Genomic DNA, 16,219 nt, shown 5'->3' on the forward strand with positions numbered 1-16,219 from the left:
TGAATACGCTGCCCTTTTTTTATTTATGAAATTTATGCGGTTAATTCAAATTGAGAGCGCGGAGGTTTTTGATATGCATTGCCTACCTCTGCATACAAGCTTTCAATTACGGTAGCACGCTCAGCCATTATGTTACTCTGCGTTGGCGCGATACTTTCTTGTGATTTTAGCGTTTCATTAATAAATTGGTCGAAGTCTTTACTGGCCTTTTCTTCGCTTGCTAATTGCTCATCGGTTTGCTCACCAAGCGTTGCTTTTGTTGTACCAATACTGCTTGGTTTAGCCTCGCTTACACCGGTATGTTGTTCACGCAGTTCAGCTTGTGATTGCAAAATAATGCTGCTTGCCTTTTGTGCAACTTTTCGATCTTGTGCTGAAGGCTCAGCAGGCGCTAGCGCTGCGTCATGTACTTTGCGCATTTTTACAATAGTGGCGCGAGGATCATTAGGTATTCTAGATAAATCTACCGACACTTCACCATCAACAATATAACGCTTGCCGTCTGGGCCTGTTTCATAACTGTAGCTAGGTGAGCCCGTGTAAGTGCCACCAACGGTAGCGTGCGCTTGTTCGTGAATACGTACTTCAGCATCACGAGCTTTCAATTGCTCTATGATTTTTTGCTCAGCAGCACTTTCTTGGTTTGATTCTTCAGATGTTGACTCTTCACGAGTCGATTGATTAGCAGTTTGCTGCTGATTTTGGTCAGAGTTTGAGTTTTCTTCCTGACCGTTAATTTTTTCTTTTGCCTGTGACGCGTTTTTCTCTAGCTTTGCAAAATCAATTTGCTCATTAAGTTGGCCAGGCGTTTTTACCCGATCTTTGTCGCCAGCAACTTTTTGCTCTGCTAATGAAGGATTAATTGCGCTTGGTTGTGTGATAACTTCACGTTGATTATTTTCACGGCGCAAGCTATCTGTCTGTGGGTTAACGACAGTAGCGAGTGGAAGTTGTGTAACTTGCGGCGTGATATTCATAAGGACTAAGGGCTTGGCTAAACGGTAACGTCGAGCAATGAACCTAAGGTTTCATCAGCTGTTTGAATGGCTTGTGCAGACGCTTGAGCTTGAACTTCAGCTACTCGTAAGTTCACAACTTCTTCTGTTAAATTAACAGGTTGTAATTGAGAAGGTGCTGATTCTAAAGTTTGTTCTGGCTCTTCAGTGCGCGCTGTTTCGCGTGCAATATTACTTGCAGCCTCTGTTGCAGCTTCAGTGGCATTGTTGAACCCCTCAACGCCAGCATTAAATGCTGATTGAATTTCCATAAAAGCCTCCACACTTAAAGATAGAAATTATTCGTTTAATTATTGACCAAAAACCTCGAAAAGTCTAGCTATTACTGCTATCTGGCCTGATAAACTAAGCGGTACTTAATCGGTCTTTATCCAAGAATCTAAAACCTCAATAAATTCAACTTGATGAGAAATAAACGGCGCATGAGATGCTTTCGGCAAAATACAGCTTTTACTGGCGGGAGCCATATCATCAATTTGTACAATAGCTTTGTGTGGTACTAATGCATCTAATTTACCGTAAATACGTAAAAACGGTTGGCTGATATTTTTCAGCTGATCGCGTAAGTCAACATCTGCCAGAATATCCAAGCCACTATCAAGCACGGTTTTTGATGGTTGTGGTTTTTGCTCCACCAGTTGTTTGATAATGCGTATGTCATCTCGCACATGTGGGCTGCCCATTGCCTGTAGTTTTAAAAAGCCAGCAAGTGTTTTACTTATATCGCCTTCTAATTGCCGATGGAACATAGCCAGAACGTCAGGTTTGATTCCCGGCCAATTGTCTTTTGCAACAAAAGCAGGGCTTGAGGCAATCGTCACTAACTTGGCGACTTTCTCTGGATATTCTAGGGCTAACTGTGTTGCCACTAAACCACCTAACGACCAACCAATGACAATTGAGCTTGGCGGAATAGTATTGCTTAGCTCTTTTGCTACATTGGCAAGTGAGTAAAGTGCTGGAAATTGCTCAACTTGGTCGCCAAAACCCGGTAAATCGAGACAAATAACTTGGTAGTTTGTTGAAAGTTGCTTAACCACGGGATCAAAAATTGCGGCGTTTACGCCCCAGCCATGTAGAAAAACAAGCGGTTGTTTTAGCGCTTTACTGGAAATGTGATTATTTTCGGCCATTATTATGTTAGGGATGATTAGCTGCTTTAGACATCATATTTTACGTGAGCAGTTAGGTTTATGGAATGGACGATGATGGCAAATCTATTAAATAGTTTGGGCACTGCAATTACTCAACTGCCTTCTCATCTCATCACTCAGCTTAAAACCCATTGTTTTTTATGTGGTAATAATTGCGCTATTACCGAAATGGTATGCGGCCACTGTTTAACTGAACTGCCATGTTGGCCAGTCGACGATTTACTTGATTCACCTCAAATAGCAAATAATATTGAACATCAATTCATTGACGAGCTTTATAGCTTTAGTGACTATCAACCGCCGTTAAGTCATTGGCTAAAATCAGTTAAATATAGCCGACAAACGAAACTGACAAGATTACTCGCACAGTTAATAGAATCTCATTTAGCTAATCTGCCAGTAGCTACTAACCGTACTGAACAGTCAACAGTTTTCCCGGTGCTAACAGTTGTACCTATTCATGTTAAAAAGTGGTCGCTTAGAGGGTTTAATCAGTGTCACGAAATTATTAAGCGGTGCAATGCAAAAAATCAATACAACTATGTGCCAGATTTAATGATTCAATTACGTGATGAAACTAAACAGGCGGGTTTAAGCGGTTTTCGTCGCCGAGCAAGGCGACGAAATTTTCAAGTTAACACTACCTACCGACTTGACGATCAGCATGTCATTCTTTTTGATGACGTATTAACCACAGGTAGTACTGTGAATAAAATAGCCAATCAGTTAAAACAAGCCGGTGCTAAACATGTTACGGTGCTAACGATTGCTGTTGCCGTTAAACGTTAGTGACTTATTCTTCCGCTTGTCTTGGTGCATTTACCGAAAATGCTTTGCTGAAAAACAAGCTATTAGCAAGTAACTTTGCACTACCTAACCAATAACCTCTAAAGGTTAAATTATCAGTAAAACCAATCACTCTGCCTGCTCCGTAGTTATGCGCAATCATCGCCGAATTAGAAGCAATTTGATTTACTAAATTACGATCACTGTAACCACTGAGTAATGGCGTTTCAGTATAATTGACCACGCTGAGAAACGGCGCTTTTGCCTGCTTCATGATCAACGTAGAGTTTTTAAATAGTGGCAAATTTTCACTGTTGTAACCAAAGGCAAGTGGGTGGTTTAAGTCGAGTTCTCCTTGGTAAATAGCGCCGGCGATACGCTTTCTAGCGGCTAATTGTTCTTTATCACCGTAGCTTAAACCACTGCTATCAAATAATTCATCAAGTGTTTTCTTGCTAACAAAATCCGCTTTAAGCCACTCTTGCTGCGCAAGCCACTTGGCGCCACTTTTTTGCCCGATCAGGACGCCGCCTTTTTCTAACCACATGGCTAGATTATTAACAGCACGCTCTGGAATCGCCGAATAATTGCCATTAACTAGCATGACATGGGTGTAATCTGAAAAGTTAACGCGAGCAAGTCTTTGCATCTCAACAACACTAACCGGAATGCCCATTAGCCTATCGAGATAATAAATTGCTTCGCCAGCCTCGTATTGCGATACCCCTTTACCACCAACCATCAGGACTTTTATTGGGCTAATTACCTGCATATTTCGACTACCTAAGTCGATACCTTTTGCAGTGAGACCAGTATCTAGTGGCAAAACGTCGATGCTATTTTCTTGGCTAAACTGAGCGACAATTGACTGCCAATCAGCAACTTGCTGTACTCCTGCCGGCAAAATAATACTGCCGGTACGAAAATCTGTTTCCGTGCCGTTTACCGCGACACTAAATGGCTTAACAGCAACGCGAGCCTGAATTCCATGAGATAACAACTGATTAAGTAATTTAGGCGCAAGAGAGTGAGCCCAATCAAACGCATAAGCATAGGCGCCGTTTTTAAACGGCGCTGTCGCCTCATTGTTAATTTGATAATTTTGTTTGGCTAACCCTAAGCCTGAAGTTTTAGATATTTTTTCAAAAGTGATGTTCATCGCAAGCGGAATTGTCCAGCCTGAAACATCATAAAAGGTATTGTCTCTGAAGTTTGTTTGCTGGTTAAACATCGCTTCAATAATACGATATTGCTCTTGTGCAAGCGGCACATAAAAGCTTTTACGGGCGTTAAATTGCTTGCCGTTAGTTTTATAATTTCGCTGCGTTTGATAAACCTTTACCTGATGTGATTGTAGCTTTTCGATAAAGCTATTAAGACGATAATCGTCTCCCTCAACGGTAAATAGATATCCTTTAAAATTTTGATTACTCGCGAGTTTAAAGCCATCTAAATAAAACTGTTTACGGTGTTTTTTCAGACGGTCACGGTTATGCCAAGCGCCTTCAAGGGTTGATAAAGACGTGATGACTTGGTTTGCTACGGTTTGCTCAAAAGTCAGTACACCGTTAATTGTTTCTTGGGCATAACCACGAGAACTTGCTTGCTCAAATAAGATGCCGACACTTGCGTTAATGTCCGGGTAGGTTGAACCTTTACCATAGTAAAAATCATCGAACGACTCTTGGCTAAAATACAGCTGTTTGGTTTGATCAAGGGCGCTGGCATGATAGTTAGCTAGTTCATTGGTCAAGTTAACATTTTCTTCTGGTGTTAATGGGTGAGTACGAGAAGGGATACCCGGTTGGAAAAAGTAGGTGCTGTTAGCGCCCATCTCATGAAAATCACCAAGCACGTGAGGTGCATATTTGTGAAATTGCTTAATACGATTCTTTGATTCAATTTGCGACAGCAGCAACCAATCTCTATTCAAATCAAACCAGAAGTGGTTGGTGCGGCCTGTTGGCCAGTTTTGATGGTGCTCAATGTGATTAGGATCGGTATTTAACGTTGCCCCCCTAAACGTGTCTACCCAATTCACAAAACGATCCATACCATCTGGGTTGATTGATGGCTCTAAAACAATAATCGCTTCTTTAAGTAAATTCTTTACTGCTTCGTCTTGGCTAGCTGCAAGGTGATAAGCAACAACTAGCGCTGCATTTGTCCCTGAAATTTCATCACCATGTACACTATAACCAAGCCAAATGACGAGAGGCTCATCTTTAGCAGATAAGTTGTTAGGTAATTGGCGGTTAGCCAATAACTCATCTACCTTTGTTAAGTTTTCTGGCGCAGAGATGGTGACTAATAATTGCGGGCGTTGTTGGAAAGTTCTACCAAATTCTTCTATCGATACACGCTCACTGGTGTCTGCTAAGTTTTCTAAATAATCAACCACTTGCCAGTGCCTTACGTGGCGTTCGCCAACTTCAAAACCCAGTGTCTGCTCAGGTTTTGGAATCGACATATCATATTGTCCATTTGAAGGCAGATATTGCTCTACGGGTAATGCCCAGGCGCTCGCGCTAAACGCAATCAACAGTAGTAACAAACGTGATAACAACATGATATTTCTCCTAAATTCGACTGTCACAAGATACCAAACAATCAGCCCTTAAACCAGTCGGCGCTAATTTATTTACAATTGTTATTTTCAGCCACTAGTTATTGTTGTCAATGCAGAGTAAAATACCATACCTGAGTAATTTACTCAGGTAATAACGTCGTGTAGTTTAAACGAGAGAAAAGCTTTTATGATCACCATTTCTGACACAGCCCAAGCACACTTTGCTAAGCTTTTATCTTCACAAGCTGAAGGTACCAATATTCGAGTATTTGTTGTTAACCCTGGCACAGCAAGTGCTGAGTGTGGCGTTTCATATTGTCCGGTTGATGCGGTTGAGCCAGAAGATTTAGAATTAAAATTTGAAGCTTTTTCTGCGTTTATTGATGCTGATAGCAAGCCGTTTTTAGAAGATGCGGAAATTGATTTTACGTCTGATCAAATGGGCTCACAGTTAACGCTTAAAGCACCAAATGCTAAATTACGTAAAGTTGCTGACGACGCACCTTTATTTGACCGTGTTGATTACTTTTTACAGGCTGAAGTAAACCCGCAACTTGCAGGTCACGGTGGTGAATGTAAGTTAATGGAAATTACCGAAGATGGTTATGCGGTGCTGCAATTTGGCGGTGGCTGTAATGGTTGTAGTCAAATTGATGTTACTGTTAAAGACGGTATTGAAAAACAGCTTACCGATATCATGGGTGATGAAATTAAAGGTGTTCGTGATATGACTGAACATCAACGTGGTGAGCATTCTTACTACTAACCGATAGTCCAAGTTTCTAGAAAAGGGTCAACGCTGATGAGCGCTGACCCTTTTTTTACATCACTTTTTTGTGGAAATGCCAGCCAAGGCTTACTCCCCTGACAACCATAAATAGTGAAAACGCCGCCCAAATAGCGTGATTGCCAAACGATTGCAAAAAATACCAAGCAGGAAAGAAACAACCAAAGGTTGAAATGATCATGCTATTTCGCATGATATCTGCTCTCATTAAACCAACATATATTCCGTCATAAAGGTAACACCAACAGGCAAGCAATGGCAGTGCAATAATCCATGGTAGGTAAGTACTTGCTAGTGTGTTTACTGCTGGTATATCACTAATTAAATGAATAAATGATTGGCCACCCAAGGCAAAAAACACACTATAACAAACCGCAAAAAGGAAGGTCCAAAATAAAGAGGTATCAACGATTGTTTTTAATCGCTTGTTATTGTTTGCGCCTTTAGCTTCTCCCACCATGGCTTCTGCGCCATTAGCAATGCCATCGAGACCGAAAGAAATCAGCAATATGAAATTCATTAAAATTGCGTTACTTGCGACCACTTCGTCGCCCAGCCTAGCCCCTTGAAAGGTGATAAAAACAAAGCAAATTTCAAGACATAAGGTGCGAATTAAAATATCTCTATTTAATGCAAAGTAATGCTTAAGCTTAGTGACATTAAATAGGTGCGCTAATGCCGCTTGATAGTTTATTTTAGCGTTAACTTTTTGCTTAAAATAAATAGATATAAAAAAGAGGCCTGTAAGAAATCCAAGATATTCCGCAATTAATGTTGCCCATGCAACACCGAGTAACCCCCAATTAAAGCCAAGCACAAAGAGCAAATCGAGGATCAGGTTACACAGGTTTGTGATAATCAGTATCCACATTACCGGTTTGGCTTGTTGTTGACCTAACAGCCAGCCTAAAACAACCAAGCTACCTAATGAAGCGGGCAGGCCCCAAATACGGACATCGGTGTAGCTCCTGCCATAAAACTGAATTTCCTCAGAGCCACCAGCCAAGTAAAATGCGAGATCAAAATAGGGCGTTTGACACACTATAACCAGTAACGCGATAGCAATGGCAACAAGTAAACCTCTCACCAGTACGAGAAAACTTTGTTCTGGATCTTGTTTTCCTAAAGTTTGCGCAGATAATCCCACGGAAGACATGCGTAAAAACCCACATAACCACGTAATAAAGGTTATAATCATGGCTCCAACGGCGCTTGCTCCAAGATAATATGCGTGCGGTAAGTGACCGATGACGGCCGTATCAACTAAACCTAATAGTGGCACCGTGATATTGGAGATAATCATTGGCACGGCGAGCGCAAATAAAGGTTTATGTGCCATTTGTGAGAAAGGGGTCAATCCGATACTCTTTATGTTTGTATGTTTCAGGATAAATATTATGCAACGGTTAACGACCATTCATAAATCGTTTTATACTTTTTTTCTATTCTTGTGTGTTGTGAGCTTATTGAGTATATCAAGATCTCAAGCGGCTGTGGTTTTGCAATATCATCATGTGAGTACTGAAACACCTAAAATCACCAGTATTGCGCCTGAACAATTTACGGCGCATTTAAATTTGCTTAAAGAAAAGCAATATCAAGTCATCTCTTTGCCTGAACTCATGAACAAGGTCGCCAAAGGGCACAACGTGATTAACCATGTGGCCATCACCTTTGATGATGGCTACAAAAATTTGTTAGCACATGCGGTACCTGAGCTTGAACGATTTGGCTTTCCTTACACCATTTTTGTAAACCCTGCGGTGATTGACGAGAAAAATGCAAGCTCGTTGACTTGGCAGCAACTTAAAGCATTAACCGAACATGGTGCAACCATTGCTAACCACGGGATGACGCATGATTCGTTAGCGAGAATACCAACGGGTACTTCAATGACCCAATGGGTTGAAATGCAAGGTAAGAAAATTGAGCAAGCCGAAGCGCGTATTAAAGAAAAAACTGAGCAAAATGTGCGTTTGTACGCATACCCCTATGGCGAATACACGCCAGAAATGCAGAGCTGGTTGAGAGAGAATAATTTTATAGCGTTTACTCAACAATCAGGTGCCGTTGGTAACTTTACCGATACCAGCATTGTACCGCGTTTTCCTGTCTCACAACCTTATGACAAGCTCTCTAGCTTATCAGATAAGCTCAATACATTAGCATTTGATCTTGAGCCTGTTGAGCAAAGTAAAGTGACGGTTGTTAACCATGGCGCTACTAATGAACTAGTGCTGAAAGTTAATAATCTAGATTTCTATCCTAAATTACTCGCTTGTTATGTGTCGGGCTTAGGCAAGCAAGAGGTTACTTGGCTGGATGAAACGACATTTAAGGTGAGTTTATCTGATGGTCTTAAACCCGGTCGTCAACGCTGTAACTGCACAGCGCCAAGTATCAGTAAACCAAGTCGTTATTATTGGTATTCAAAACCTTGGTTTGTGATGAAAGAAGATGGTCAATGGTTTCCACTGTAATTCATTAACTATTAATCACGAAACTAATGAAAGGTCAGCGTAATTTTTACACTGACCTTTTTCATTTAATATAGACGTACGATCTTTTCAAAATCAACAAGCAAATCATCACCTTTTACAATTGGCAGTTTACCTAGCTCGTGATCGGGTTTAAAAATCGCTGCAATGTCACCGTCAGGGTTGATTAAAACAACCGAAGCACTGTGATCAACTAGGTAGTTTTCTTGCGTGGTGTCGTCATGTACCGAGTACATCAAGCCTAAATTACGTGCAAAAGGAAATAGCACATCATGGCCAGCTCTAAGGGCAAAAAACTCTTCATTAAAATAGGGAATGTACTGGTTAAGCCTTTCTTGTGTGTCTCTGTTTGGATCAACACTGACAAGTAATACTTGTGTATTGTTTGCCACTTTCTTTAGATCATCGTAAACAAAATTAAGCTCTTGAAGTGTTGTTGGGCAGATATCAGGACACGATGTATAGCCAAAAAACACCCAAGACCACTGTTGGTTAAGTTGTTGATTAGTGAAGCTATTTCCTTGGTGATCCGTAAATTCAAAAGCCTTTACTTCTCGTGGTGACTGGTAATAAAGGCTATGCTCTGGCTCAGCCAGCATAAGCTTTTGATAGAGAAAAACACCCGAAAGCGCAGCAACTACTGCGATGATGACGGGTAATACAACTTTGTGCATACAACAGAATCCTAAATAAGCTACTTAAAGCGGTAGTAAGTAATGGTCGGCAAGTAAAACGATAAATAACAGCATCAAATGAATAATTGAGAACTTGAATGTATCCATCGCTGTATTTTCATCGGCATTGAATTTTAACTTCCAAGCATAGGCAAAGAAAACTAAATTTAAGACGATAGCGCCAATTAGATACAGCCAGTTACTCATGCCGACTAAATAAGGGATTAAACCCACGACAAAAAGTAGCACCGTATATAGCAATATTTGTGTTTTAGTAAATGTAACGCCATGAGTTACTGGCAACATAGGGATATTTACTTTGGCATAGTCATCTTTACGGTGAATCGCTAACGCCCAAAAGTGTGGTGGGGTCCACGTAAAGATAAGTAATACTAACAGCAACGCATTGGCATGAATTTCATTCGTCATTGCTGTCCAACCTAGCAATGGTGGTATTGCTCCAGCTAAGCCACCTATGGTGATATTTTGCGGTGTTGCTCGCTTTAAATACATGGTGTAAATAAAGCTATAACCAACCAAACCAGATAACGTTAACCACGCCGTTAATGGATTCACTAAGCTATAAAGCATGACAAAGCCAATAAGCGCTAGCGTACTTGCAAATAAAATTGCATTAGGTTGGCTGACCTTGCCGTTTGGCAATGGGCGCTTATGTGTACGTGCCATAATAGCGTCGATACGTTCATCGACAATATGATTAATTGCGGCAGCAGCTGACGATATAAGTCCAATGCCTAACATCGCTGGAATAAGTAGCTGCCATGGAATAATGCCCGGTGTTGATAAGCACATTCCGACAAGCGCGGTTAATACTAATAATGCAACAACACGTGGCTTAGTTAGCTCGTAATAGTCACGCCAAGTCGCTTTATCTTGAACACTTATTGGCATCGTTAAACTGGTAGATTTAGGCATAAGTGCTCCTTAGATTTTACGCTTTAGGGTATAGGTGAGCTTGATAAGTACCATCATTAAACAAGCGGCCACGATATTGTGACTAACCGCAATAGCGAGCGGTAAAGAGAGAACAATATTGCTGACACCAAGTGCGACCTGTATCGCTAAGACAAGGGTTAACAGTACACTGGTTTGCCGGATCAGTTGGCTTTGGGAGCGCATTAGAATACGTATTGCTAACCACAATAAGTAAGCGGCAGTAATGATTGCGCCGATTCTATGCATTACATGGATGGTCACACGTTCATAATGGTCTAAATGCCCATACTCATAGGTATCTCGTTTGGGAGGAATTGCGTCAAATGAGTCTTCAAAGGTAAGGTTTTCAACCCATGGTTGCTGACAAATCGGTAATTCTGTACAAACCAACGCCGCGTAATTTGACGATGTCCATCCGCCTAGTGCAATTTGTAGCGTAAGAATTAGCACCCCAATACTGGCAAATTTAGCGTACTTTTTAACAGCGAAATCGCCTTCTGGCACCCGATAATCCGACAGCCTTAAATAAAGTAAGAACAATAAGCACAGGGTGGTAAATCCACCAAGTAAATGCCCCATTACGACAATAGGCATCAATTTCATGGTCACGGTCCACATGCCTAAAGCGGCTTGAAACGTGACAATGCCGAGTAGGAAAAACGGCAAAAATAACGGTGTTCCAAGGTGTCTGTTACGGTATGAAATAATCGCAATTGCTAGAATCAATAAACCTAATGCACCAGCAAAGTAGCGATGAATCATTTCGTTCCACGCTTTTTGCACTTCAACAGGTCGTTCGGGAAATGCTTGCTCGGCTTTTGCTATTTGCTCAGCCGTTTGTGGTACATCTAATTGACCATAACAACCGGGCCAATCAGGGCAACCAAGACCGGCATGTGTGAGGCGTGTATAAGCGCCAAGTGTCACAACCACGATGGCTAAAATAATTGAAATAACGACCAATACGCGTAAGTTTTTCATGTTAGCCAATCCTTGAATATTTCAATAACTTCTTAAAGTCAGCAACGACGGCCTTGCCAAAAGCTGGAATTTGTTCTGATTGAGGTGGGATCGCATGACTAACAACAATATTGCCTAATGGATCAACAATGTAGATATGGTTTTGTTCAAGGTGCTGCTTGGTATGTTGAGTCAGTTCGGTAAATAACCAATCTTGCTGACGAATGGTAGATAGCGACTGCGCTGAAATGGCTTGTTGGTATAGGCCAACGGGTGTCACTCTTGGCATTTCTTTACCAAGTGCAATATATGTATTATTTACACCGGTAAGCATTTGGTCGCAGGCGCTTTGACAGTCTTGCGGCATCACATACAGCATGAGCCATTGCTTTTCTTTCGGTTGAGTTAACGCAATACCCGTATTTTCTAACGTTAACTCACCAGCAACAAGCTGTCCTTGATTTGTCACGCCATAGTTGAACCATTGTTGCTCTAAAGCAAGTTTGGCCAAAATAACCGGCAAAATAAATGCGATAAGTAAAAGCACAAAGCTTCGTCTATTTTTTTTGATTTTAGGACTATCCATACTGCTACGCCTTGTTGTTTTTATATTTTACGGCGGCAAAACCCATTAGGGTTACCCATGCGATTGCTAAAGAGAACCATTGAAACGCATAACCACGATGCTTTTCAGGTGGCATCACGATAGGTTGCCAATCTTTTTTATACCCTATGTCTTCATTTTTATCTAAGTAGATAACAAAGGGCAATAGTTGTTTATTAATTAATCGAGAAATTTTATCTAGTTCAATTTGCTGAATAACGATAGGGCCGTCTTTTTCCTCTAGAATTTGGTTTTGTAACTGTATGCCAGGTTCAACAATTCTGACGCTTCCTTTGAGGGTATACAGTTGCGTTAACGATGAAACTGTAGGCATGGTTTGTCTCGAACGGTCTCCTTGTATCCAGCCAAGGTTGACTAATACTGTATTGGACGCTGTTTCAAAGGCTTGGAGTACGCGAAAGCCATATCGGCCATTATCGACTTGGTTGTCGAGTAACAAGAGGGGAGAGGCGATAAATTGGCCGCTTTCTAATACTAGTATGTCGTTAGCAAGCTCGGGTGTTTGTTGGTAAACCTTTAATGCTTTGTTTAGCGATACACCGCCTTGTTTTTGCCATACTTGCATCTGCTCTATGCGAGCATCTTTTTCATTAGCTCTATCGAGTTGCCAAAGGCCGAGCTTGATTAATGTCGAAAAAACGAGCAAGGTAAATAAACTCAAAAGAATATATCGGGTAAAACGCTTAAGCATGTTTATTGGCCGAATGTTCTGCGGAAAATAATAACAATAATGGAAAAAATCTTATGTTGATATTGTTCAAAATACTACTCGTTGGCGCGATGTTTTATATGGTGTTTAACTTATTTAGGGCATTGGTGATAATGAATAAAAATGATCCAAACCAGCCACCAATGTCAAAATTTATTGGTCGTCGTGTTGCTACCTCGGCAGCGATTGTGATTGTGCTTCTTTTATTAATTGTGACGGGAGTGATAACTCCCAACCCACGCCCATATTAATTTCTATTGTTCAGTCAATAAGAAATAAAAAAGGTGACGACATATGCCGTCACCTTTTTTACTTGATGCGTTATAAAACGTATACAAAGACGAATAAGAATACCCATACAACGTCAACAAAGTGCCAGTACCAACTAGCCGCTTTAAAAGCAAAGTGATTCTCAGGTGTAAAGTGCCCTTTGTAGATACGCACAAGCATGGTAATTAACATAACCGTACCAAGCGTTACGTGCATGCCGTGAAAGCCCGTCAACATAAAGAAGGTATTACCATAAATGCCACTATCAAGATAAAGCTTCATGTCATCTGCATAAGCGTGTTGATACTCCAATACTTGTAGATATAAAAACACAGAGCCTAAAATAACCGTAGCCCACATCCACGCCTTTAATTGCGGTCGTTTATTTTGCTCTAATGATACATGAGCAAAATGTGCAGTTACTGATGATGTTAGTAGCAAAATTGTGTTGATAAGCGGCAAGCCATACCAACCCATTGCCGTAGTTTCAGTGCCATCTGGTGTTTTAATCAGTGGCCAAGTGGCTTGGAACTCAGGCCATAATACTTCCCACGTCATGGCATTATTTGCCTCACCGCCTAACCAAGGCACAGAAAACATGCGCGCATAAAATAACGCGCCAAAGAATGCTGCGAAGAACATCACCTCAGAAAAAATAAACCAACTCATACCTTGCTTAAAAGAGTTGTCCATTTGGTGGGAGTACTTGCCCGCCATTGACTCGTTAATGACGTTAGAGAACCAGCCCCACACCATGTATATGATCATGGCGATGCCAAAAAGTAGCACATAGCCACCCCAACTAGCTTCACCTGTTTTAAGTACTGAAACGTATTTACCAGCACCTATTGCGATTAAAAATAGTGCTACGGCGCCGATAATTGGCCAATGACTTTGTGCCGGCACGTAATAGCTTTCATATTCTTTTGAACTCATTGCTATTCTCCTTTTCCGCAAATCATTATGATTCTACTTTGGCGGTTATGTCATACAGTGTGTACGACAGTGTTAGCGTTTTTACATCTTCAGGAAGTTCTGGATCAACGTAAAACTGTAAGGCCATTTCTACTTCTTCTTGTGCCTTTAACGGTTGGTGGTTGAAACAAAAACATTCAATTTTTTGAAAATATACTGCGGCAACGCCCGGTGATACTGACGGTACGGCTTGTCCGATAATATCGCGCGTAGATTCATTTTTTGCGTAAAATTTTACTAATTTCATTTCACCTGGATGTACAGAAATCTCATTGGTCATTGGGGCAAATTGCCACGGAATGCCTTGAGCTGTTCGGCTGATAAACTGAACCTTCACTGTACGCGATTCATCAACACCATCAATCAGCGCAGTTGCTGCTTCTGTATTGGTTTTGCCGTTTAATCCGGTGATATCACAAAACACGTCGTATAACGGAACCAACGCAAAACCAAAACCAAACATGGCAAAAACTACAAGCACGAGTTTTTTGACTGTTTTCTTAATGTTTTGGTCGGTTGTTTGTGTCATTACGTGTCTCTACTTTAATTTCAATAATATGTTAAACGTTGTTTTTTTGCTTGAGCGTGGAAGTGGTATACCGTGATTTCTTCCATGCTCAAGCCTAAAACATTTAATCTATTTTCGGCGGTGTTTCGAATGTGTGATACGGCGCAGGGCTAGGTACCGTCCACTCTAAACCTTCAGCACCATCCCAAGGTTTTGCCGGGGCTTTCTCACCACCTTTAATACACTTGATAACAACCCATAAGAAAATAAGTTGCGATAGACCAAAGGCAAATCCGCCAATACTGACCCATTTGTTAAAGTCGGCAAACTGTAATGCGTAATCAGGAATACGGCGAGGCATGCCCGCTAAACCTAAGAAGTGCATTGGGAAGAACAATAGATTTACTGAAATTAAAGAGCACCAAAAGTGTGCTTTCGCCAATGTTTCATCAAACATGAAACCAGTCCATTTAGGTAACCAATAATATGCACCTGCATAAATAGAGAACAGGGCACCTGTTACAAGTACGTAATGGAAATGAGCAACCACGAAATATGTATCGTGATACTGGAAGTCAACTGGTGTTAACGCAAGCATTAAGCCAGAGAATCCACCAATAGTGAACAAGATCACAAAGGCGATGGAAAACAGCATCGGCACTTCAAATGAAATTGCCCCGCGCCACATTGTTGCCACCCAGTTAAAGACTTTTACGCCTGTTGGCACAGCAATTAGCATCGTACAATACATGAAGAACAACTCACCAAAGAGCGGCATGCCTGTTGTAAACATATGGTGAGCCCATACGATAAACGATAAGAATGCGATTGAGGCGGTTGCATAAACCATTGAACTATAGCCGAATAGTTTCTTGCGTGAAAATGCAGGAATGGTAGTAGATACAATACCAAAGGCCGGCAAAATCATGATGTAAACTTCAGGGTGACCAAAGAACCAGAAGATATGCTGGAACAAGACTGGATCACCACCACCTGCGGCGTCAAAGAAGCTCGTACCAAAGTAAGTATCTGTTAGTACCATGGTTACTGTGCCGGCTAACACGGGCATTACGGCAATTAGCAGGTAGGCCGTGATAAAGAATGTCCAAACGAATAATGGCATCTTCATGTACGTCATACCAGGTGCGCGCATGTTCATGATAGTCACGACAATGTTAATTGCGCCCATGATTGAGGAAATACCCATAATATGGACGGCAAATACAAAGAACGCGGTACTACCATTACTATAAGTTGTTGATAGTGGCGCGTAGAATGTCCAGCCGAAGTTTGGTGCCCCACCTTCCATAAAGAACGACGCCAATAAAATACTAAAGGCGAAAGGTAGTATCCAAAAACTCCAGTTATTTAAACGTGGTAACGCCATATCTGGCGCACCTACCATCATAGGTATCATCCAGTTAGCTAAACCTGTAAAGGCCGGCATGATGGCACCAAAAACCATAATTAAACCGTGAACGGTTGTCATTTGGTTAAAGAAATCAGGATCTACAATTTGTAAACCTGGTTGAAATAGCTCTGCGCGAATAACCATTGCCATTGCGCCGCCAGTTAAAAACATAATGAAAGAGAACCAAAGGTACATTGAACCAATGTCTTTGTGGTTAGTTGTTAGCAACCAACGCTTTATTCCTGTCATTTTGTGATCGTGATGTTCGCCGTCGTGATTGTCGTGCGAATCATGAATTGCTTCAGTTGTCATTATTCGAA

Annotated in this window: 17 protein-coding genes; 4 read left to right on the plus strand and 13 right to left on the minus strand. The window is 41.3% G+C overall.

The genetic code is table 11. The features are described 5' to 3' along the window. Positions 1 to 32: 32 nt before the first annotated feature. The 3 genes from QQK02_RS00975 to bioH all read right to left on the minus strand — a co-directional run bounded on the left by QQK02_RS00975 (position 33) and on the right by bioH (position 2,149). On the minus strand, positions 33 to 977 hold the full coding sequence (locus tag QQK02_RS00975; RefSeq protein WP_284206063.1) for a putative metalloprotease CJM1_0395 family protein: 945 nt from the start codon (positions 975 to 977) through the stop codon (positions 33 to 35). Between the two features lie 17 nt (positions 978 to 994). Next, positions 995 to 1,267, minus strand: coding sequence for a flagellar basal body rod C-terminal domain-containing protein (locus QQK02_RS00980; protein WP_284206064.1), 273 nt, complete (start codon positions 1,265 to 1,267; stop codon positions 995 to 997). A 105-nt stretch (positions 1,268 to 1,372) separates the two neighbouring features. Then, positions 1,373 to 2,149 carry a pimeloyl-ACP methyl ester esterase BioH gene (gene bioH, locus QQK02_RS00985; protein WP_284206065.1) on the minus strand — a complete coding sequence of 259 codons (777 nt, stop codon included), beginning with the start codon at positions 2,147 to 2,149 and terminating at the stop codon, positions 1,373 to 1,375. Between the two features lie 72 nt (positions 2,150 to 2,221). On the opposite strand from bioH, the gene QQK02_RS00990 reads away from it, so the two are divergent. Beyond that, positions 2,222 to 2,959, plus strand: a complete 738-nt coding sequence (locus tag QQK02_RS00990; protein WP_284206066.1) for a ComF family protein — start codon at positions 2,222 to 2,224, stop codon at positions 2,957 to 2,959. A 4-nt stretch (positions 2,960 to 2,963) separates the two neighbouring features. On the opposite strand, the gene QQK02_RS00995 is transcribed toward QQK02_RS00990, so the two are convergent. Then, positions 2,964 to 5,525, minus strand: coding sequence for a M14 family zinc carboxypeptidase (locus tag QQK02_RS00995; protein ID WP_284206067.1), 2,562 nt, complete (start codon positions 5,523 to 5,525; stop codon positions 2,964 to 2,966). Between the two features lie 187 nt (positions 5,526 to 5,712). Between QQK02_RS00995 and nfuA the strand changes: the two genes are divergently transcribed. Further along, positions 5,713 to 6,291, plus strand: a complete 579-nt coding sequence (nfuA, locus tag QQK02_RS01000) for a Fe-S biogenesis protein NfuA (protein ID WP_284206068.1) — start codon at positions 5,713 to 5,715, stop codon at positions 6,289 to 6,291. 55 nt (positions 6,292 to 6,346) lie between these two features. Here the strand turns inward: nfuA and QQK02_RS01005 are convergent, their stop codons facing one another. Then, complete coding sequence (locus QQK02_RS01005) at positions 6,347 to 7,669, minus strand: MATE family efflux transporter (RefSeq protein WP_284206069.1); 1,323 nt, start codon at positions 7,667 to 7,669, stop codon at positions 6,347 to 6,349. 100 nt (positions 7,670 to 7,769) lie between these two features. Between QQK02_RS01005 and QQK02_RS01010 the strand changes: the two genes are divergently transcribed. Continuing rightward, the gene (locus tag QQK02_RS01010; RefSeq protein WP_284206137.1) at positions 7,770 to 8,792 is read left to right on the plus strand and encodes a polysaccharide deacetylase family protein; all 1,023 of its coding nucleotides are present in this window, start codon (positions 7,770 to 7,772) and stop codon (positions 8,790 to 8,792) included. 65 nt (positions 8,793 to 8,857) lie between these two features. On the opposite strand, the gene QQK02_RS01015 is transcribed toward QQK02_RS01010, so the two are convergent. Genes QQK02_RS01015 through QQK02_RS01035 form a run of 5 tightly spaced genes read right to left on the minus strand, consistent with a single transcriptional unit; the run spans position 8,858 to position 12,717 of the window. Then, positions 8,858 to 9,484 carry an SCO family protein gene (locus QQK02_RS01015; protein ID WP_284206070.1) on the minus strand — a complete coding sequence of 209 codons (627 nt, stop codon included), beginning with the start codon at positions 9,482 to 9,484 and terminating at the stop codon, positions 8,858 to 8,860. Positions 9,485 to 9,508: 24 nt separating this feature from the next. Continuing rightward, positions 9,509 to 10,420 carry a heme o synthase gene (gene cyoE / locus QQK02_RS01020; RefSeq protein WP_284206071.1) on the minus strand — a complete coding sequence of 304 codons (912 nt, stop codon included), beginning with the start codon at positions 10,418 to 10,420 and terminating at the stop codon, positions 9,509 to 9,511. 9 nt (positions 10,421 to 10,429) lie between these two features. After that, entirely contained in the window at positions 10,430 to 11,422 is a 993-nt protein-coding gene (locus QQK02_RS01025) for a COX15/CtaA family protein (RefSeq protein ID WP_284206072.1), read from the minus strand. A 1-nt stretch (position 11,423) separates the two neighbouring features. Beyond that, positions 11,424 to 11,987 carry a hypothetical protein gene (locus QQK02_RS01030; RefSeq protein ID WP_284206073.1) on the minus strand — a complete coding sequence of 188 codons (564 nt, stop codon included), beginning with the start codon at positions 11,985 to 11,987 and terminating at the stop codon, positions 11,424 to 11,426. Between the two features lie 4 nt (positions 11,988 to 11,991). Further along, positions 11,992 to 12,717: an SURF1 family protein gene (locus tag QQK02_RS01035; protein WP_284206074.1), complete on the minus strand. Its 726-nt coding sequence runs from the start codon at positions 12,715 to 12,717 to the stop codon at positions 11,992 to 11,994. A gap of 53 nt (positions 12,718 to 12,770) precedes the next feature. Between QQK02_RS01035 and QQK02_RS01040 the strand changes: the two genes are divergently transcribed. After that, positions 12,771 to 12,986, plus strand: a complete 216-nt coding sequence (locus tag QQK02_RS01040; protein ID WP_407704990.1) for a DUF2909 domain-containing protein — start codon at positions 12,771 to 12,773, stop codon at positions 12,984 to 12,986. Positions 12,987 to 13,056: 70 nt separating this feature from the next. On the opposite strand, the gene QQK02_RS01045 is transcribed toward QQK02_RS01040, so the two are convergent. The 3 genes from QQK02_RS01045 to ctaD form a co-directional block, all read right to left on the minus strand. Then, on the minus strand, positions 13,057 to 13,941 hold the full coding sequence (locus QQK02_RS01045; protein ID WP_284206075.1) for a cytochrome c oxidase subunit 3: 885 nt from the start codon (positions 13,939 to 13,941) through the stop codon (positions 13,057 to 13,059). Between the two features lie 25 nt (positions 13,942 to 13,966). Beyond that, complete coding sequence (locus QQK02_RS01050; RefSeq protein WP_284206076.1) at positions 13,967 to 14,509, minus strand: cytochrome c oxidase assembly protein; 543 nt, start codon at positions 14,507 to 14,509, stop codon at positions 13,967 to 13,969. Positions 14,510 to 14,612: 103 nt separating this feature from the next. Further along, the gene (ctaD, locus tag QQK02_RS01055; protein ID WP_284206077.1) at positions 14,613 to 16,211 is read right to left on the minus strand and encodes a cytochrome c oxidase subunit I; all 1,599 of its coding nucleotides are present in this window, start codon (positions 16,209 to 16,211) and stop codon (positions 14,613 to 14,615) included. Positions 16,212 to 16,219: the final 8 nt, after the last annotated feature.

The organism is Thalassotalea eurytherma (genome assembly GCF_030161415.1).
Lineage (GTDB): Bacteria > Pseudomonadota > Gammaproteobacteria > Enterobacterales > Alteromonadaceae > Thalassotalea_G > Thalassotalea_G eurytherma.